The sequence below is a fragment of the Brachybacterium sp. GPGPB12 genome, assembly GCF_038396325.1.
Classification (GTDB): domain Bacteria; phylum Actinomycetota; class Actinomycetes; order Actinomycetales; family Dermabacteraceae; genus Brachybacterium; species Brachybacterium conglomeratum.
On record NZ_CP149573.1, the window covers coordinates 400,591 to 418,465 of the forward strand.

Below are 17,875 nucleotides of genomic sequence, written 5' to 3' on the forward strand. Positions count from 1 at the left end.
CCCTTCTCTCCCTGGAGGTTTCCCGTGCTCGCGATCGTCTGCCCCGGCCAGGGGGCCCAGAAGCCCGGCTTCCTGAGCCCCTGGCGTGAGTCGCCCGGCGTGGAGGAGTCCCTCGCGGGGCTCTCGGAGGTCGCAGGCATCGACCTGCTGCGCCACGGCACCGAGTCCGACGCCGACACGATCCGCGACACCGCGGTCGCCCAGCCGCCGCTGGTCGCCGCGGGCATCGTCGCCGCGTCGCAGCGCGCGCCGAGGAGGACCTCCCGGCGGCCGACGTGCTCGCCGGCCACAGCGTCGGCGAGCTGACCGCCGCGGCGCTCGGCGGGGTGCTCTCCTACGAGGACGCGATGCGCCTGGTCGCGGTGCGCTCGCGCGCCATGGCCACCGCCGCCGCGGCCGAGCCCACCTCGATGGCCGCCGTCGTCGGCGGCACCCGCGAGGACGTCCTCGCCGCGATCGAGCGCCACGGCCTGCACCCCGCGAACATCAACTCCGCCGCCCAGGTCGTCGCCGCCGGCGGCGCCGAGAGGATCGCCGCGCTCGGCGAGGACGGCCCGGCGAAGGCGCGCGTCATCCCGCTGCAGGTCGCCGGGGCCTTCCACACCCCGTACATGGCCGCCGCCCGCGAGGAGCTCGCCGCCTTCGCGCCGACGCTCTCCCCCGCCGACCCGACCCTCCCGCTGGTCTCCAACGCCGACGGCGAGGTCGTCACCTCCGGCGTGCAGTACCTCGACGCGATCGTCGCGCAGGTCGCCTCGCCCGTGGACTGGGAGGCCTGCATGGCGACCTTCCGCGACCGCGGCGTGACCGCAATGATCGAGGTCGCCCCCGCGGGCACCCTCACCGGGCTCGCGAAGCGCGAGCTGAAGGGGATCGCGCTGGCGAACCTCAACACGCCCGACGATCTCGAGGCCGCCCGCGCCCTGGTGCGCGAGCACGCCGGGCTCGCCCCCTCGGACCAGGAGGCCTGAGATGGCGATCACCCTCACCGCCCCGCGGACGGTCCCCGGCTCGCAGGTCCTCGCCTATGGCGCGGCCCGCGGCGACCTGGTCGTCCCCAACGACGACCTCGTCGGCCCGATCGACTCCTCCGACGAGTGGATCCGCCAGCGCACCGGCATCGTCACCCGCACCCGCGCGAGCACCGAGGTCGGCGTCAAGGACCTCTCCCTCACCGCGGCCCAGGAGGCGATCGAGCGCTCCGGCATCGACCTGGAGACCCTCGACGCGATCATCGTCTCGACGATCTCCTTCCCCTACCCGACCCCCTCGCTCGCGACGCCGCTGGCGGGCGAGCTGGGCCGGCCCGACGTCATCGCCTACGACATCTCCGCGGCCTGCGCCGGCTTCGCCTACGGCATCGGGCAGGCCGACTCCCTGATCCGCTCGGGCGCCCGGAACGTGCTGGTGATCGGTGCGGAGAAGCTCTCGGACTTCGTCTCCCCCACCGACCGCTCGATCTCGTTCCTTCTCGGGGACGGCGCCGGCGCCGCGGTCGTCGGCCCGTCCGACACCCCGCGCATCGGGCCGACGGTCTGGGGCAGCGACGGCGACCACTGGGACACGATCCGCATGACCGGCTCGTCGATCGACTTCCGCGACGGGAAGTCCGAATGGCCCACCCTCGAGCAGGACGGCCGCACGGTGTTCCGCTGGGCCGTCTGGCACACCGCGAAGAAGATCCGCGAGATGCTCGAGCTCTCCGGCATCGGCATCGAGGACGTGGACGTGTTCGTCCCCCACCAGGCGAACATGCGCATCATCGACGAGCTCGCCAAGCGGCTGAAGCCGCCGGAGGACGTGGTGATCGGCCGCGACATCGCCGAGACGGGCAACACCTCCGCCGCGTCGATCCCGCTGGCCACCCACCGCCTGCTCGAGGAGGGCGCTGCGAAGAGCGGCGACTTGCTCGTGCAGTTCGGCTTCGGCGCCGGGCTCGCCTACGCCGGCCAGGTGCTGGTCCTCCCCTGACCCCCGCCCGGGCCGCCGGGCACCGCCCGGACGACTGTCACCCGCATCACGACCGGGAAGTAACATCGTTCGGCCTGACCGGAACAGCGCGCAGCGTCCCAGGTAGTCTGTCCCCGCCACACAATCCGAACATCCCTAAGGAGCACCCATGGCACACACCGAGAACGAGATCCTCGAGGGCCTCGCCGAGATCGTCAACGAGGAGACCGGTGTCGCCACCGAGGACGTGAAGCTCGAGAAGTCCTTCACCGACGACCTCGACATCGACTCCATCTCGATGATGACCATCGTCGTGAACGCGGAGGAGAAGTTCGACGTGCGCATCCCCGACGAAGAGGTCAAGAACCTCGCCACCGTCGGCGACGCCGTCAAGTACATCGCGGGCGCCCAGAACTGAGCCCCGCCTGACGCCCGGGACGGGTTCGTCCCGGGCGTCGCCGTTCCCCGTCTGCCCCGACCCGGAGGTCCGCATGTCCGCTTCCCGTTCCCGAGTCGCCGTCACCGGCCTCGGCACCGTCAACCCGCTGGGCGCGGATGTCGCCTCGACGTGGGAGGCGGCGCTGGCCGGGACCTCCGCGGCCCGCACCCTCGAGAACGACTGGAAGGAGTCCTACGGGCTCTCCGTCGACTTCGCCTGCCGTCTGGTGCCCGGGGCGCTGGACTCCCTGAGCCGTCCCGAGTCGAAGAAGCTCGACCCCTCCGGCCAGTACGCGATGGTCGCCGCCCGCGAGGCCTGGGCCGATGCGGGCGCCCCCGACGTCGACCCGACCCGCCTCGGCGTGGTCGTCGGCACGGGCATCGGCGGCATCTGGACGACGCTGGACCAGTGGGACGTCGTGCGCGAGCGCGGCGCCCGCCGCGTCAACCCCTTCACCGTGCCGATGCTCATGGCGAACTCCTCCGCCGCGAACATCTCCATGGAGCTCGGCGCCCGCGCCGGCGCCCACACCCCCGTCTCCGCCTGCGCTTCCGGCTCGGAGGCCGTGGCGCTGGGCATGGCCATGATCCGCGACGGCCGGGCCGACGTGGTCGTCGTCGGCGGCACCGAGGCGTCCATCCACCCGATGACCATCGCGGCCTTCGCGAACATCCGGGCCCTGTCCACGCGCGTCGACGATCCCGAGCACGCCTCGCGTCCCTACGACGTGGACCGCGACGGCTTCGTGCTCGGCGAGGGCGCGGCGATCCTGGTGCTCGAGAGCGAGGAGCATGCGAAGGCCCGCGGCGCCCGCGTCTACGGCTACGCCGCCGGCCGCGGCATGGCCTCCGACGCCCACCACATCTCGGCCCCGAATCCCGAGGGGCAGGCCGCCGCGGTGCGCGAGGCCGTCGAGGACGCCGATCTCGCCGCGGCGGACATCAAGCACCTCAACGCCCACGGCACCTCGACGCCGCTGGGCGACATCGGCGAGCTGAAGGCCGTCTCGGACGCGCTGGGCGGCGAGACCGATCAGATCGTCGTCACCTCGACGAAGTCGATGACCGGCCACCTGCTCGGCGGCGCCGGCGCGCTCGAGACCGTGTTCTCGGTCCTCGCCGCGCACCACCGCACCGTCCCGCCGACGATCAACATCGAGAACCTCGACCCCGAGGCCCCGATGGCGATCGCGAACGGCGCCCCGGCGCAGCTCCCCGAGGGGGATCTCGCGGTGCTCAACAACGCCTTCGGCTTCGGCGGCCACGACATCGCGCTGGTGGTCACCACGGCCTGACCGGCACCGTCGCCGCGGCGCTCGCGAAGGGCGCCCGCTCCCCTCGGGGAACGGGCGCCCTTCGCGCATCGGAGCACCGTGCGGCCGCGGCCGCCGCGCGCTCAGCTCACGCAGTGCGGCCAGCGCATCGGCACGCCCTCGCCGGCGTGGCGGTAGATCTCCAGCTCCTCGTCCCACGGCTCGCCGAGCGCGATGCCGAGCTCGCGCGGGAGGGCGCGCGGGTCGGAGCCGGCGCGCTCCATGCGGCCGCGCACGTGGTCCTCCGTGAGGACGATGTTGCCGGCGTGGTCGGTCGCGGCGTGGTGGATGCCGAGCTCGGGGGTGCGGCTCCAGCGGGCGCCGTCGACGGCGGCGGTCGCCTCCTGGGTGACCTCGAAGCGCACCTCGTGCATGCCGCGCGCGCGCGCTGACCAGGCGTGCGCCGGTGTCCTCACGGCCGCGCCAGGTCATCTCGGCCCGCCGCAGGCCGCGGCCGACGGGCTGGTCCTCCCAGCGGATGCGTGCAGGCATGCCGAGGACCCCGCTGGCCGCCCATTCGATGTGGGGCGTGAGGGCGCGCGGGGCCGAGTGGATGTACAGAACGCCCTGGGTCATCTCGTTCCTTCCGGTGTCCGATGCGTCTTCCCCAACGAATCGGAACCCTGGACGGAGCTGATGGCGGCGCGTGCTGGTCCAAGACGAGCTTAGAGGGTCTCCCTGATCTGGCGCAACGCGCGCTTCTTCACGGAGCGCTCGAGGCCGTCGATGTAGAGCTCCCCGTCGAGGTGGCCGACCTCGTGCTGGATGAGGCGTGCGATGATCCCCTCGCCGGCCAGCTCGATCTCCTCGCCCTCGAGGTCCGTGCCCACGCAACGGGCGTAGGCGGAGCGGGTGCGCGGGAAGAAGAGCCCGGGCACGGAGAGGCGACCCTCGTCGTCGTGCTGCAGCTCCTCGGAGAGCTCCACGATGACGGGGTTGAGGATGTAGCCGAGCTCGCCGGTCTCCACGAGGTGCCAGGAGAAGGCGCGCTGGCCGATGCCGATCTGGTTCGCCGCCACGCCCGCGCGGGCGGGGTCGTCCACGGTGTCGAGCAGGTCCCGCACGAGGGTGCGGGTACCGTCGGTGACCGTGCGGATCGGGTCGCAGGGGGTGCGCAGGACGGGGTCGCCGACGACCCGGATGGGACGGACGGTCACGCCTGCTCCTCCCCCGGCTCCGCGCCGAGCACCCGGTGGGTGACCTCGACGCCGGGGACGACGCGCGCTCGACGGTGCGGCCCGCGGCGACCGCCCGGCCGAAGACCTTCACGACCGTGGCGATCTCCTGCGCGGTGAGCCCCTCGAGCGGGAGCCGCACCTCCTCGGCGATCGACAGGTAGCGGTTCTCGGCCTCGTCGGAGGTGCCGTGGGCCCACAGCCGCGCCTCGAAGTCCTCGCCGAGGCGACGGGCGAGGTTCACGTCGCTGCTCATCCCGGCGCGACCGATCAGGGCGAGCTTGAGCGGCTCGCCGGGGCTCGCCTCGCCCTCGCCGTGGCCGATCGGGATCTCGACCCCGCGCTGGGTGCGGCCGACGAGGGTGCGGTGGCCGGTGCGGTCCGCCCACACGCCGCCGGGGCCGAAGTCCTCCGGGAGCGGGAAGCGGTCATCGGGCAGGGAGGGCATCGGCATGCTCCTTCAGGGGACCGGAGGAAGAAATGACTCAGCCCCGGACGAGGCCGGGGCTGAGTCGCAGGGGCTCCCGCAGTTGGATTCGAACCAACAACCCTTCGATTAACAGTCGAATGCTCTGCCGTTGAGCTATGCGGGATCGACCTCGACGACTGTAGCAGGACCGGGGCGGGGTCGCATCCCGGAACCCCCTCACGACCGGCCACTATGACGAAGGTTACGCGCCCGCGCCGGGTCCCGTCGTGGATGCTGACGCGTCATCGCCCGGGCCGCCGCTCCCGGATCGAGGAGGTCGTCATTGCTCCGGAGCACCTCGAGGAGGCGGGTGGCGCCGCGGCGACCGGACAGCCCATCCGAGGCGGAGTGCCCGCGGGGCCCGCGGCGCGGCGTCTCACCAGGTCATGCGGCCGTGCGTGGTAGATTCGTCCGGGCCCTCTCGCGGGGCCACGGCCCAGTAGCTCAGCCGGTCAGAGCAGCGGACTCATAATCCGTCGGTCGCGAGTTCAAGCCTCGCCTGGGCCACCTGACCTGCAGATTCTCGACCTCGGCACCATTCGGTGCGCACCAGGTACGAGTTAAGTACGAGTTATGAACGCTCCCATGTCACTTCAGGACAGACGCGGCCACGTCGACGTCGACACTCTTGCTGTCCACGTACGAGGCCCACGAGGTTGCAGGGTCATGCCCCATGACCGACATGATGACGCGAGGATCGACCCCCGCGTCCATGAGCTGTCGCTCCACCGTTCTGCGCAGGGTATGGAATGTGACCCACGGGAACCCGGCACGGTCGAGCTTCCGGCGCACAGCCTTGCGGACTGCGGTCTGATCGGGCGACCCACCTCGCTGCGCGGGAAACACGAACGCGGCTCCCGGAGATGCACCCTGGAGCTGAGCGTCCAGCGCCCCTCGCTGACGAGCCCGCGAGCATCTCAGCCGCGGCGGGAGGTAGGGGGACGGTTCGCCTACTCGAGTCGCGCTTCAGCATCGGCCTCCACTCTCGAGTCTTCCCAGATCCGTACACCTGACCGCGGACCGTCAAGAATGAGCGTTCGTCTCCCAGGTGAACATCCACCCACCGCGACGAATTCGCCTCGTTAATACGTAGGCCCGTGTAGGTTCCGAGGATGATGAGGTCCGTCATGTCGAGTCTCTGCTGAGGGTGACGGATTCTCACCTTCTCCCGCAGTGTCGCTAGTCGTTGCTCGTTGGTGAGTGAGTTTTTGAGCGGACGAGATGCACCGTTCTTATACGTATGCGTCTCTGGAGAAATGGTAGTCGCGGGGACGCGAAGGTTCACTGCTGGGTCGACCGTGATGTAGCGAAGCGCAATCCCACGAGCGGTGGCTTTTCGCCAAAGAGCTCGCAAGTGGGTGAGCGACCCAGCGCCCGGTTCCGCGACGCGCTCCAGTTCGTCTGAGAGATCCGCGGGAGTCAGCTGGTCGATCGGAATCCCGTGCACACGCGACTCCTGTGGCTTTGCACGACGGATGTGGGAGCGCGCTCCAGTGGAGTCCGCGTCGTCCGCGGGAGACGGGCGCCCTGCCCAGAGGCGGGCAACCCCCAGGTACTTCGACACGGAGTTCGGGGACTTGACCTGCGGGTCACGTCCGCTTTCGATCCGCTCGACTGCCCATGCGATCAGATCACCGAGTGTCGGTACCGCATCGTCGGCATCGAAGGACCTTCGCTCGTGATCGACGACTCGCTCGAGGGCAGACTGGGCCAGCGATGGCGTCTGCGCCGACCGGGAGAGCCGCGTCATCGTCCCATCTTCAAGGCGTAGCCGACACCGCGCTCGCCACTGCCTGCCACGCTTTGCTCGCGACAGCGAAGGATCGGAGGGGTCCGTAGCTCGCCAGGGACCACCGTCAGTGCGTACGTGAAAAGCGACCGCCGTGGTTGAGCCCGGAGGAGTCTTCCTTCGGCTCATCGCGACATCAGCCGCCATTGCATAGCGGAGTCGTGGGGCGATTGAGGCAATGAAGTTACAGAAGTTCCCCCGCGAAATACGCGACGAAACTTTCTCTCACAGCCGTTGCCCCAGTAGCCTTGGGGTGCCATCCTGAAGACCCTCCTCAGAGATCTTTCCCCCGAGGGGCCTGGTAGGTATACCCCTCGGGTGTTCCACGCTCCCCCACATTAGCGCCAGAGCACGCACGGAGCATTGTCTATTCCGGCGAGCTTCTGCTCACCGTTGAGCTCGAGACCCCGATGCCTGGCGGGCGGGCCGATCGACTCAGCACAAGAACACCGTAGCGCGAGGTCGCACGCCGCCCGCACCGGGAATCGATCTGCTTGCGGGCTACAGGCGATCGACTGACTCGGTGCGGCAAGGGCGATCGAAGCCTCCTCGGTCAAGTCCCTGGAAGTGGTGTAGCGATCCTTCGCTGAGGGGTCAGGCGGTCAGGGTGGGCAGGGAGCTTGTGGTGACCTCCTCGGTGCTGGTGTCGGGGACGAGGCTGAGGCGGCGCGGGCCAGGACGTCCAGTCCGAGGTAGCGGCGTCCTTCGGCCCACTCGTCGGTCTGCTCGGCCAGGACCGCGCCGACGAGGCGGACGATCGCCTCGCGGGTGGGGAAGATGCCGACGGAATCGGTGCGGCGACGGATCTCCTTGTTCAGCCGTTCGGTGGGATTGTTCGACCAGATCTGCACCCACACATCCTTCGGGAACGCCGTGAACGCGAGAAGGTCTGCGCGGGCGGCATCGAGGTGCTCGGCCACGGCCGGGAGCTTCTCGCTCACGTAGTCCAGGAGCCGGTCGAACTGGGCGTTGACCGCTGCTGCGTCGGGCTGGTCATAGACGCTGTGCAGCATCGCCTTCACCGCCGGCCACATGCTCTTCGGCGTCACGGCCATGAGGTTCGCCGCGTAGTGGGTGCGGCACCGCTGCCAGGCCGCCCCGGGAAGATGCGCGGCGATCGCCTCCACCAGTCCCGCATGCGCATCGGAGGTCACCAGGCGCACCCCGGCGAGGCCGCGGGCGACGAGGTCCGCGAAGAAGCCGTTCCACGCGGCTCCGGTCTCGCTGGTCGCGACCCGCATGCCGAGCACTTCGCGGTGCCCGTCGCCGTTGACGCCGGTCGCGAGCAGGACGACGGCGTTGATCACGCGCCCACCCTCACGGACCTTCATCGTCAGCGCATCGGCGGAGACGAACGTGAACGGCCCGGCCTCGTCCAGGGGACGGTGGCGGAACTGCTCGACGTGCTCGTCCAACGACTCCGCCATCCTGCTGACCTGCGACTTCGAAAGGCTGTTGATGCCCAGGGTCTTCACGAGCTTGTCCATGCGACGCGTGGAGACACCGGCGAGATAGCAGTCCGCGACGACCGTGATCAGAGCTGACTCGGCGCGCTTGCGCCGCTCGAGCGACCACTCGGGGAAGTAGGTGCCAGTGCGGAGCTTGGGAACCGCGACGTCGATCGTGCCGACGCGGGTGTCGAGGTCGCGATGGCGGTAGCCGTTGCGCCGCGCAGAACGACCAGCGCTGGGCCGGCCGTACTCCGCGCCGGCAACAGCGTCCGCGTCCGCGGAGAGCAGGGTGTTGATCACGTCCTGAAGCAAGCCGCGCATCAGATCCGGGGACGCTTCGGCCAGGGCTTCACCGAGCAGGCCGGAAGGGTCGACAATGTGAGGAGCGGTCATCGTGATGACTCCGTTCGAGAGTGCTGTGAGAGGTTCACTCGAAGGATCACACGGTGGCCGCGTCCTTGTCCGGGACGATCACAGGGCCACCGCGCTACACCACTATCGGGGACTTAACTGCCTCCTCTCCCCGGGCCCGCGGAGCCGGGCGTGCGCTTGCCTCGCAGAGTCCGAGTAGGGCCCCACGACCTCGGGCACCTGAGCACCGCGTGCCCAGAGGTAGAGAGCGCGTGCGACGGGAAGCTGACCCCGCATCCAAAAAAACTAGAGCGACGGGACTGATGCGCGCTCGGGTGTCAGCTTGACCTGACCTACGGTGAGGTTTCCACTCTTGGTCGCTAGCTTCCGGTGGTGGTGAGTGCCCGCGGGGTGCGGGCGAAGTCGTAGTCGTGGGGTGTCGCGTACTCGAGGGAGGAGTGCCGACGACGACGGTTGAAGAACACCTCGATGTACTCGAAGATCGCGTTCGCGAGCTCGATGCGCGTCTTCCACTTCTTCCGGTTCAGCGGCTCGATCTGCATCGTCGACCAGAACGACTCCATCATCGCATAGTCGAGCCCATCGCCGACCGTCCCGAACGACGGCAACAGTCCCGCTGAACGGATCTTCTGAGTGAAGACCCAGGAGGTGAACTGGACTCCGTGATCCGCATGAACGACCCCTCCTGGCCCTGGCTGACGTGCAAGGATTGCCATGTCCAGAGCGTTCACGACCAAGGTGGAGTCCTGTGTGGAGTCGATAGCCCAGCCGATGATCTTGCGGTCGCAAGCATCCAGCGCGGCGGCGCAGTAGATCTTGCCCTCCCGGGTGGGATGCTCAGTGATGTCCGTGACCCACAGCTCGTTCAGCGCGAGACGGTGGAACTTGCGGTTGACCAGGTCGTCCGCTGTGGCGACCCCCTTGAGCCGCTTGATTCTGGCTGGGCCTGGAAGGCCACTGATTCCGGCGCGAGTCATGAGGACGGAGATGAGCCGGCTGGAGCACGGAATGTTCATTCCGATGGTGAGCTCGGCGTGGATGCGGCGGTAGCCGTAGGTGCCGCTGGAGGCGACGTGGATCTCCCGGATCAGGCCGGTCAGCCAGCGGCGGCGCGGCTCAATGGCACTGGTCGGGCGCTTTCGGTACCGGTAGTAGCCCTGACGGGAGACGCCCAGTAGGTGGCGGCAGGTGCTCGTGGGTGCCCCGGCGTCGACGAGTCGGTCGATCACCGGGTGCGCCCTTTTGGGGCGACTCCTCCCTCCTCGTCGAGCCACGTCGCGGCCCGGCGGAGGATCGCGATCTCCTGCTCGAGCCGCCGGGCCCGGCCGCGCGACGCGCGGAGCTCGGCAGATTCCTGACTGCTTCGACCCGGCCGGCGGCCGTGGTCAATATCGTCCTGTCGCGACCAGTTGTGGAGGGTGACCTCGTGGATACCGAGGTCCAGTGCGGTCTGCTTGACCTGCGGCCCCCGCGGACCAGAGCGATAGCACGGGCACGGAACTCGGGAGGGTACGGGCGGGGCGTGCGGAGAGCCTTCCATGAAGACCATCGACTAGCGACGTCAACTGGAAACCTAGCCGTAGGGCAGGTCAATGTGACGCCTACCCGCGCATCAGTCCCCAACTCCCTCCAGTGCGATGCGCCGGGCAAGCCCGCCTCGGCCCGGCATCTAGCAACTGCGCGTATGCAACTTCCAGCAGAACCAAGTCGTCGAGCCGCGGAGTGAAACCTAGACAAACCCTTGAGGCTCTTAAGGAAATCTAGAGGTCGCGTTCGAGCTTGTGAGTCACATGTTCGACGGCGCAAGCAAAGACGACACATACCGGCCGGGGGTTTTCCGGAGTGCGTGCAAAGACTCACTCAAATTGTCAAACACAACGGTCCATTCGTCCTTGGAGCCGCCGGATCGGCCAGTACGTTGATCTCGCGCCCACGACATGAGCCGGCGCTTCGACGCTCGCCCTGCCGTCACCGTGGCATTGACGAACTCATCGACTCTCCCTCGTACCGAGCGGGAAGATTACGGAGAAGAACCATGGCCCAGAACAACACCCACCGCGCCTTCGGGCGAGCTATCACGCCTGTCGGGACTACGGGACGAGCCCTGCGGAACACCGGTGGGGCGACTGTGCTCGGCACGGTCGTCATCGGTTCGGCCCTGCTCGCTGGACCCGCGCAGGCCGCTCCGGCCGTCTCACCCGCCGCACCCACCATCAGCGCGCAGACTGCCGCTCCGGCAACGCCGGCACCCGCCCACGCGGGGTCTGCGTTCGGGACCGAGAAGCCGCGCTGGGGTTCTCAGGGTGCGTCGGTGGAGCGACTCCAGACCGCGCTGAATGAACACGGCACCTCACTGGATGTCGACGGCAAGTTCGGCAAGCTCACCCATGGCGCAGTGAAGGACTTCCAGCGTTCGCATGACCTGCAGGTCGATGGCGTCGTCGGCCCTGAAACCAAGGGCGCTCTGAACGGTGGCGGCGCCACGGCCTCGGGCGGCGGCACGTCCGCGCCGGCCCCGGCATCCTCGTCGAGTAGCTCGGGTCAGGCGATCGTCGACGCCGCTCGTAGCCAGATCGGCGCCTCCTACTCATGGGGCACCTCCAAGCCGGGCGTCAGCTTCGATTGTTCGGGCCTGAGCTCGTTCGCGTATGCGCAGGCCGGCATCGACCTGCCCCGCACCTCCTCGCAGCAGGAGGCGGCCGGGACCACGATCTCGAAGTCCGAGGCCCAGCCCGGTGATCTCGTGGTGTGGCCCGGTCACCTCGGGATCTACGCCGGTGGAGACACCGTCATCGACGCGGGGCGCACCCCGGGTGCGGTCACCGAGCGAACGATCTGGGGCAATCCGACCTTCGTCACTTTCCGCTGATCGCACGCCACGACGCTGACGCAGGCGGAGCCGCGACCATCGGTCTGGGCTCCGCCTTCGCGCGCAACGACGGCGCTATCAGCCCATGGTGGCGGCCAGCAGCTCGGCGCAGGCCTTCTCACAGCGTCGACAGGCGTCGGCGCACTCCCGGTTCAGGCCGATGCACTGGGTCAGGTTCGCCACCATGTCCTCGGCCAGGCAGGCGTCGGCGCAAGCAATGCAGATCTGCAGGTACTTGAAGCAGGCCTCGATGCGTTCGGCGGGCTTCTGCTGGTCGAAGGTGCCGAGGTCCTTCGACTGGGCTTTAAACATCGAAGCGACGTGTTGGGTCAAGGTTCTGCTCCTTCTCGTCCCGCACGGGCCGGCGGGTGTCTGCCCTCCAGGCGACGTTAGCCAGTACACACCGAGAAGGTTAAGCGAGTGGACCGCACGTTTGGTGTCAGTGCGAGACTCCTGGTCAGTACGTTGCTCAAGACTTCAACACCTGGCCTTGAGGATATCTTGATCTGTGAGTCATAGACTCGTGGAAACTGTACTCTGACTAGGAGAAAATATGCGTTCTCGTCGATCTTTCGGTCGTCTTGCGACCGTCGTCATCACCGGTGCGATCGTCTTCGCCGGATGCACCGACAGCGGATCTAATGACAATCAGACTTCGGGCGGGCCGGAATCGTCGGAGGCGTCCGATGGAGGCGGCCACGGCGGCATGGAGCACCCAATGGACGGGGGCCCCGCACCCGAAGGGATGACCCCTGCCGAGGAACCTGAGTTCCCTGTCGGCACGAAGGTGAAGCTCACCGCGGACCACATGGAGGGCATGGAAGGCGCGACGGCGACGATCTCCGGCGCCTTCGACACAACGACCTACTCGGTCAGCTTCACGCCGACCGATGGCGGCGAGCCGGTCACCGATCACAAGTGGGTCGTCCACGAAGAGCTCGAGAACCCGGGCGAGCCGCCGCTGGCGGAGGGCACCGAGGTAGTCATCACCGCCGATCACATGGCGGGCATGGAGGGTGCTGAAGCCACCATCGACAGCGCCACCGAGGAGACCGTGTACATGGTCGACTACGAGGCCGACGGGATGATGATGACCAACCACAAGTGGGTCGTCGAGAGCGAGATCGAGCCCATCCAGTGATCACCCCACCGAGGCCCCGCGGTCCGCGCACCTCCTCCGGCGGTGAATCCCGTCGTCGCATCGTCCGGTCGCCCCGGCGATCCCTCCTGATCGGCGCCGGCCTGCTCCCTCTCGTGATCGCCGGTTGCGGAACCCGCGAATCGGAGTCTGCTTCCGTCACGGGTGATCAGGACCTGCTCCAGGACTATGGCTTCGCTGACGCCGACGGGCCCGAGATCATCGACCGGCTCGAGGCGCTCGCGGTGGCCGAGCGACCGCAAGACTTGATCGCCAGCGTCACCGCGACGTCTCTCCAGCTCGAAGACGATGCAGGGCGCGAAGCTGAGTTGCCCCTTCCTGAGGACCAGTTCTACTTGTCGGTGGCACCATTCGTGGAGACCACGCACGAGTGCGGCTTCCACAGCCTGACGACGTGTCGCGGGGAACTGCGCAATCGCGAAGTCGCCGTCAACGTGGTGGACAGCGGCTCCGGCAAGATCCTCGAGGAAGGCACTCGCACCACGCACGACAACGGGTTCCTCGGTCTCTGGTCGCCGCGCGGCATAGCCGGGGAGCTCACATGCACCCTCGACGAGCTCACGGGGTCCGCCCCCATCTCGACCCAGGCGGAGGATGATCTCACGTGTCTGACCAATCTCCAACTGGCCTAACCCGACGGAGTTCTCCCCCTCTTCTAGGCAATCGATGGCCAGCCCCGCGCGTGGAGCGGAGCACAGCCGGGCGCGACCCGTCGGTCCCTCCTCCGACTAGGGGGAGGTCTGCTCGGCGCAGTTCCCCTCCTTGCGGCGTGCGGCGGTTCCTCGGATGCAGCGAGCGATGCAAGTGCCGGATACGTCTCCGGAGACGGTGTCGTTGTCGAGATCCCTCCAGAAGGTCGCGCCGAGCCCCTGGCGTTCCAGGGAACGACCTACGACGGAGACGACTTCGACTCCACGTCGCTGCGTGGCGCCCCCTTGGTAGCCAACGTCTGGTACGCCTCGTGCCCGCCCTGCCGAGTCGAAGCCCCTGCGCTCAAGGCGGTACACGCCGAATACGGCGCCCAGGGGGTGGAGTTCGTGGGGGTGAACACACGGGACAAGGCCGGACCAGCGGCTGCATTCGAGGAGACGTTCGGCATCACGTACCCCTCGATCCCGGACTCCGATGGGGCAGTGCTCTATTCCATGGACGGCATGGTCTCACCCAACGCTGTCCCCACTACGTTGATCCTGGATGTTGAGGGACGAGTCGCCGCCCGGATCTCGGGCGCGGCTGACCAGAGCATTCTCGAGAGTCTCCTGGACACGGTTCTCGCGGAAGGTGCTTGATGGGGGAGCTGTTCGCCACCACTGTGCTGAGTGGGCCGCTGGCCATGGCACTCCTGTTGTCCATCGTGGCCGGTCTGGTCGCGTTCCTGTCCCCGTGCGTGCTCCCGGTAGTCCCCGGTTACCTCGGATACATCACTGGGCTCACCGGGCAGAGCACAGGATCGCGCGACGCCAGCGGTCCCGGGGAACGTCCGTGGCGCCTGGTCGCCGGGGCGGTGTTGTTCGTCGCCGGGTTCACTGCGGTGTTCCTGGTCATCGGAGGATTCATCGGCGCTCTAGGGTCACTGATGGTCCAGCACATGAGCGTGATCAATCGGGTCTCCGGTGTGCTGGTCATTCTCATGGGCCTGGTGTTCGTGGGCATCTTCCCGCGGCTCTCCGGCGAGAAGCGGATACGAAAACGTCCCGACGCCGGGCTCGCCGGCGCCCCGCTGCTCGGGGTCACGTTCGGCTTCTCCTGGACCCCATGCATCGGTCCGACGTTCGCCGCGGTCGCGGCCCTTAGCCTCGGCGAGGCGTCCGCCAGGCGCGGCGCGCTTCTCGCTCTCGGCTACGCTATCGGACTCGGGATCCCGTTCATCCTCTTCGCGATCGTGTTCCGGCGGGCTCTGGGGATCTCGCGAGCACTGGCGAGGCATCGACGCATGCTTCAGATCGTCGGAGGGTCCGTGCTCATCGCGATCGGCCTCCTGCTGGTCACGGGGGTGTGGGAATCGTGGATGGCCCTGCTGCAAGTGCGGATCGGCAACTTCACCACGATTGTCTGAGAACGTAACCGACCGGGAGCTATGACGACGTCAGCGGGCAGGTCGCGCTCGAGGAAGCCTGATGGTGAAGGTGGCACCCTGTCCGGGTCCGTCGCTGGCGGCGGTCATGGTCCCGCCATGCGCGTCGACCAGGGCTCGGCTGATGGTCAGGCCGATGCCTGACCCTGAATTCTCTCGGGTGCGAGAGCTGTCGACGCGGAAGAACCGTTCGAACAGGCGGGACCGGTCCTCCGCGGTGAAGCCCTCGCCGTCATCGGTCACCGCGACTTCCACTGTCTCGCCGTGGGCCCATGCCGAGACGGTGACGGTGCCTCCGGGAGAGGTGTGTCGAAGCGCATTGCTCAGCAGGTTGCCGAGCACCTGGGCGAGGCGGTCGGGATCCGCGTGGATCGTCGCCGAGTGGTGGAGGTCGATGTCTTGTCGCAATGCCACCCCGGCCGTCTCGAACCTCTCGTCCCATTCCTGCAGGACCGATGCCAGAAGGCCATCAACCGTGACAAGTCGCAGCTCCACCGGAAGCTGGCCTTCCTCGGCCCGGGACACCTCGCTGATGTCGTCGGCCAGGCGGGAAAGCCGAACGGTCTGCCCGGCAAGAATGGGCATTGCAATCTCGGGCTCGATGACACCGTCCGCCATCGCCTCGTGATGTGCCGAGAGGGTGGCGATCGGGGTGCGAAGCTCGTGGGCGAGGTCGGAGAGGAGTCGACGTCGAGTCTCCTCGACCGCGTCCAGACGTGCCGCCATGTCGTTGAGTGTGGCGGCCAGAGAATCCAGCTCCGCCCCGGCCCCGAGGGAAGGCACGCGGGTAGAGTAGTGGCCACGGGACAGCTCATCGACGGCCAAGGTGAGGCCGTGAAGCGACTGGCGGAGCCGTCGCGCCAGGTTCCAGGTGACGACACCTGCGGCTAGAAGTGAGACCACCAATCCCACCCCGAGGGCGAGAGCGAGAGCGTCACGGTACGCACGCTCGATGTGGACGAGCTCGGAGCTATCCACGGGGAGATCGGTCTGGAGTAGGTGGTAGTGGAAGACCGCGGGCCCGATGAGCACCGTCAGCACCGCGATGGTGAGCGCACCGGCAAGCAACACGATGAGCTGTCCGATCATCAGGCGCGATGCCAAGCTGGTGCCGGGACGAACCCGTCGGGTGACTGAACTGGCTTCCGTCATGAGCTCACCCCTTCCCCATGCGATAGCCGATACCGCGCACTGTGGTGACAAACCGTGCAGTCTCAGCCGTCTCCTCGAGCTTTCGTCGGAGGTTGGCGATGTGCACATCGACGAGATGATCGTCCCCGATCCAGGTGTCACCCCAGACGGCTTCCATCAGTTGGCGGCGACTGAACGCCTGGCCCGGGCTGTGCGCCAAGGTAACCAGCAGGCCGCGCTCGGTCGGAGTCAGCGGAAGTGCGCGGCCGGCGAGCCGTACTTCCTGCGCAGTCGTGTCGATCTCGAGCTCTCCGAACGTCCGCACAGTGCTCGAGGACGCGGCCCCGGGTTCGCCGCGAGGCCGGCGCAAGACAGCCTGGACCCGGGCGACGAGCTCACGCACGCTGAACGGCTTGGTGAGGTAGTCATCGGCTCCCACCGACAGGCCCACCAGGCGATCCACCTCCTCAGATCGTGCAGTCGTGATCAGCACGTAGCAGTCGGAGAACTCTCGGATCCTCCGCATCACCTCCATACCGTCGAGACCCGGAAGGCCGAGGTCGAGCACGATCACGTCCGGCGACAAGGTGCGGGCCATCTCCACCGCTTCCGGTCCGCTTCTCGCGCTCGCAGTCTCGTAACCGGCCTTCGCGAGATACGCCTGGACCACATTTGACAGCGCCGCTTCGTCCTCGACGACGAGAACCATCGCGGCCACTCGATCCACTTCACTCCTCATGAGCACCAGTGTGGTCTCCGATCCTGGACGCCGTGGGTCCGCCCCGGGGTTCAAAGCAGATCTGGATCAGATCTTGAGGAACTCTCGACGAGACCTTCGTCCGGCGCAGAGAACCTGGTGGGGACCGTATCGCGTTCGAACTTGACCCAGCGAGGAGACCTCAGATGATGCTGACAGATTCTTTGCCGTGGCTGATGTGGTTGATGCTCGCCGGTCTCCTCTTTCTCCTCTGGGCCTCCGCACTGCTGTTGACATGCGCGGTGTTCGCCTGGACGTCCCCGCCGCGCTCGAAACGAGAACGAGGCGATCGGAGAGCTCTCGCTGCGCCTTGCTCGAGGAGAGATCACGGCCGAAGAGTTCGAACAGCACCGACAGCTTGTCCTGGACGCCTTCCGGGACCGACCCCCAACCTCCGCATAGAAGGACTGCAACTGTGAAGAGAATTTCCCGCCGCACCGCTATCACCGGAGGCTTCGGCGCCGCGGCGCTGACTCTCGCCGCATGCGGGAACCGCACCGTCCCCGCCGAAGCCGGCACCTTCCCGCCGGCTCCTACCCTGACGCCGAAAGCCGGTCAGGGCCTCGTCACCCAGACCCTCACCGCGGCGCCGACAACGGTCGATCTCGGAGGGAGGACGGTCTCGACCTGGGCGTACGGCGAAAGCCTCCCCGGGCCGCTGATCCGAGCCACGGCCGGGGACCTGCCGCGCATCACGCTCGAGAACCGCCTGCCCGAGGCCTCCACGATCCACTGGCACGGCATCCGACTGCACAACGCCGCCGACGGAGTGCCCGGGATGACCCAGGACCCGGTCGAACCGGATACCTCTTTCACCTACGAGTTCGTCGTCCCCGATCCCGGCACCTACTTCTTCCACTCCCACGTCGGCCTGCGCTCGACCGCGGGCTCTACGCCCCGCTGATCATTGATGACCCCGACGAACCCG

General features: G+C 67.9%; 15 protein-coding genes, 2 tRNA genes and 4 pseudogenes. 13 read left to right on the top strand and 8 right to left on the bottom strand.

Features of this window, described 5'->3' with window-relative positions:
* Nucleotides 1-24: 24 nt before the first annotated feature.
* The 4 genes and pseudogenes from WKH84_RS02130 (at nt 25) to WKH84_RS02145 (ending at nt 3,683) form a co-directional block, all read left to right on the top strand.
* Nucleotides 25-971 (top strand): annotated as a pseudogene (locus WKH84_RS02130) (ACP S-malonyltransferase).
* A gap of 1 nt (nt 972) precedes the next feature.
* Nucleotides 973-1,971, top strand: a complete 999-nt coding sequence (locus WKH84_RS02135; protein ID WP_341855473.1) for a beta-ketoacyl-ACP synthase III — start codon at nt 973-975, stop codon at nt 1,969-1,971.
* Nucleotides 1,972-2,119: 148 nt separating this feature from the next.
* Entirely contained in the window at nt 2,120-2,368 is a 249-nt protein-coding gene (locus WKH84_RS02140) for an acyl carrier protein (RefSeq protein WP_010551652.1), read from the top strand.
* A 73-nt stretch (nt 2,369-2,441) separates the two neighbouring features.
* Nucleotides 2,442-3,683, top strand: coding sequence for a beta-ketoacyl-[acyl-carrier-protein] synthase family protein (locus WKH84_RS02145; RefSeq protein WP_341855474.1), 1,242 nt, complete (start codon nt 2,442-2,444; stop codon nt 3,681-3,683).
* 101 nt (nt 3,684-3,784) lie between these two features.
* Here WKH84_RS02145 and WKH84_RS02150 read toward each other — a convergent pair.
* Nucleotides 3,785-4,277, bottom strand: a pseudogene (locus WKH84_RS02150) (DUF3145 domain-containing protein).
* Between the two features lie 89 nt (nt 4,278-4,366).
* Nucleotides 4,367-4,858 carry a peptide deformylase gene (locus WKH84_RS02155; protein ID WP_341855475.1) on the bottom strand — a complete coding sequence of 164 codons (492 nt, stop codon included), beginning with the start codon at nt 4,856-4,858 and terminating at the stop codon, nt 4,367-4,369.
* 35 nt (nt 4,859-4,893) lie between these two features.
* Here WKH84_RS02155 and WKH84_RS02160 point away from each other — a divergent pair, with 35 nt between their 5' ends.
* On the top strand, nt 4,894-5,040 hold the full coding sequence (locus WKH84_RS02160; protein WP_341855476.1) for a hypothetical protein: 147 nt from the start codon (nt 4,894-4,896) through the stop codon (nt 5,038-5,040).
* 357 nt (nt 5,041-5,397) lie between these two features.
* Here WKH84_RS02160 and WKH84_RS02165 read toward each other — a convergent pair.
* Nucleotides 5,398-5,469 (bottom strand) — tRNA-Asn (locus WKH84_RS02165).
* A gap of 309 nt (nt 5,470-5,778) precedes the next feature.
* On the opposite strand from WKH84_RS02165, the gene WKH84_RS02170 reads away from it, so the two are divergent.
* Nucleotides 5,779-5,852: transfer RNA gene (locus WKH84_RS02170), tRNA-Ile, on the top strand.
* Nucleotides 5,853-7,728: 1,876 nt separating this feature from the next.
* On the opposite strand, the pseudogene WKH84_RS02175 reads toward WKH84_RS02170, so the two are convergent.
* Together WKH84_RS02175 and WKH84_RS02180 are read right to left on the bottom strand one after the other, a co-directional pair.
* Nucleotides 7,729-8,978: pseudogene (locus WKH84_RS02175) on the bottom strand (IS256 family transposase).
* A 338-nt stretch (nt 8,979-9,316) separates the two neighbouring features.
* A pseudogene (locus WKH84_RS02180) lies at nt 9,317-10,442 on the bottom strand (IS3 family transposase).
* 550 nt (nt 10,443-10,992) lie between these two features.
* Here WKH84_RS02180 and WKH84_RS02185 point away from each other — a divergent pair.
* Nucleotides 10,993-11,826, top strand: coding sequence for an NlpC/P60 family protein (locus WKH84_RS02185; RefSeq protein ID WP_341855477.1), 834 nt, complete (start codon nt 10,993-10,995; stop codon nt 11,824-11,826).
* A 78-nt stretch (nt 11,827-11,904) separates the two neighbouring features.
* On the opposite strand, the gene WKH84_RS02190 is transcribed toward WKH84_RS02185, so the two are convergent.
* Nucleotides 11,905-12,159 carry a hypothetical protein gene (locus WKH84_RS02190; protein ID WP_083305870.1) on the bottom strand — a complete coding sequence of 85 codons (255 nt, stop codon included), beginning with the start codon at nt 12,157-12,159 and terminating at the stop codon, nt 11,905-11,907.
* A 220-nt stretch (nt 12,160-12,379) separates the two neighbouring features.
* Between WKH84_RS02190 and WKH84_RS02195 the strand changes: the two genes are divergently transcribed.
* The 4 genes from WKH84_RS02195 to WKH84_RS02210 all read left to right on the top strand — a co-directional run bounded on the left by WKH84_RS02195 (nt 12,380) and on the right by WKH84_RS02210 (nt 15,041).
* The gene (locus WKH84_RS02195; protein WP_341855478.1) at nt 12,380-12,967 is read left to right on the top strand and encodes a YdhK family protein; all 588 of its coding nucleotides are present in this window, start codon (nt 12,380-12,382) and stop codon (nt 12,965-12,967) included.
* Nucleotides 12,968-13,080: 113 nt separating this feature from the next.
* The gene (locus WKH84_RS02200; RefSeq protein WP_341855479.1) at nt 13,081-13,617 is read left to right on the top strand and encodes a CueP family metal-binding protein; all 537 of its coding nucleotides are present in this window, start codon (nt 13,081-13,083) and stop codon (nt 13,615-13,617) included.
* A gap of 30 nt (nt 13,618-13,647) precedes the next feature.
* A complete protein-coding gene (locus WKH84_RS02205) occupies nt 13,648-14,274 on the top strand; it encodes a TlpA disulfide reductase family protein (protein ID WP_341856742.1) in 627 nt (208 codons plus the stop codon).
* Nucleotides 14,274-15,041: a cytochrome c biogenesis protein CcdA gene (locus WKH84_RS02210; RefSeq protein WP_341855480.1), complete on the top strand. Its 768-nt coding sequence runs from the start codon at nt 14,274-14,276 to the stop codon at nt 15,039-15,041. Before WKH84_RS02205 ends, WKH84_RS02210 begins: the two co-directional genes overlap by 1 nt.
* Before the next feature lie 30 nt (nt 15,042-15,071).
* On the opposite strand, the gene WKH84_RS02215 is transcribed toward WKH84_RS02210, so the two are convergent.
* Together WKH84_RS02215 and WKH84_RS02220 are read right to left on the bottom strand one after the other, a co-directional pair.
* Nucleotides 15,072-16,211 carry an ATP-binding protein gene (locus WKH84_RS02215; RefSeq protein ID WP_341855481.1) on the bottom strand — a complete coding sequence of 380 codons (1,140 nt, stop codon included), beginning with the start codon at nt 16,209-16,211 and terminating at the stop codon, nt 15,072-15,074.
* Nucleotides 16,212-16,215: 4 nt separating this feature from the next.
* The gene (locus tag WKH84_RS02220) at nt 16,216-16,929 is read right to left on the bottom strand and encodes a response regulator transcription factor (protein WP_070500607.1); all 714 of its coding nucleotides are present in this window, start codon (nt 16,927-16,929) and stop codon (nt 16,216-16,218) included.
* Between the two features lie 321 nt (nt 16,930-17,250).
* Between WKH84_RS02220 and WKH84_RS02225 the strand changes: the two genes are divergently transcribed.
* The gene (locus tag WKH84_RS02225) at nt 17,251-17,349 is read left to right on the top strand and encodes an SHOCT domain-containing protein (RefSeq protein WP_341856743.1); all 99 of its coding nucleotides are present in this window, start codon (nt 17,251-17,253) and stop codon (nt 17,347-17,349) included.
* A 13-nt stretch (nt 17,350-17,362) separates the two neighbouring features.
* On the top strand, nt 17,363-17,851 hold the full coding sequence (locus tag WKH84_RS02230; RefSeq protein WP_341855482.1) for a multicopper oxidase domain-containing protein: 489 nt from the start codon (nt 17,363-17,365) through the stop codon (nt 17,849-17,851).
* The last annotated feature ends 24 nt before the right edge of the window (nt 17,852-17,875 follow it).

Coding starts and splice junctions, on each gene's coding strand:
- WKH84_RS02145 (WP_341855474.1), top strand. CDS start 2,442: ATGTCCGCTTCCCGTTCCCGAGTCGCCGTCACCGGCCTCGGCACCGTC.
- WKH84_RS02195 (WP_341855478.1), top strand. CDS start 12,380: ATGCGTTCTCGTCGATCTTTCGGTCGTCTTGCGACCGTCGTCATCACC.
- WKH84_RS02210 (WP_341855480.1), top strand. CDS start 14,274: ATGGGGGAGCTGTTCGCCACCACTGTGCTGAGTGGGCCGCTGGCCATG.
- WKH84_RS02135 (WP_341855473.1), top strand. CDS start 973: ATGGCGATCACCCTCACCGCCCCGCGGACGGTCCCCGGCTCGCAGGTC.
- WKH84_RS02140 (WP_010551652.1), top strand. CDS start 2,120: ATGGCACACACCGAGAACGAGATCCTCGAGGGCCTCGCCGAGATCGTC.
- WKH84_RS02185 (WP_341855477.1), top strand. CDS start 10,993: ATGGCCCAGAACAACACCCACCGCGCCTTCGGGCGAGCTATCACGCCT.
- WKH84_RS02220 (WP_070500607.1), bottom strand. CDS start 16,929: ATGAGGAGTGAAGTGGATCGAGTGGCCGCGATGGTTCTCGTCGTCGAG.
- WKH84_RS02215 (WP_341855481.1), bottom strand. CDS start 16,211: ATGACGGAAGCCAGTTCAGTCACCCGACGGGTTCGTCCCGGCACCAGC.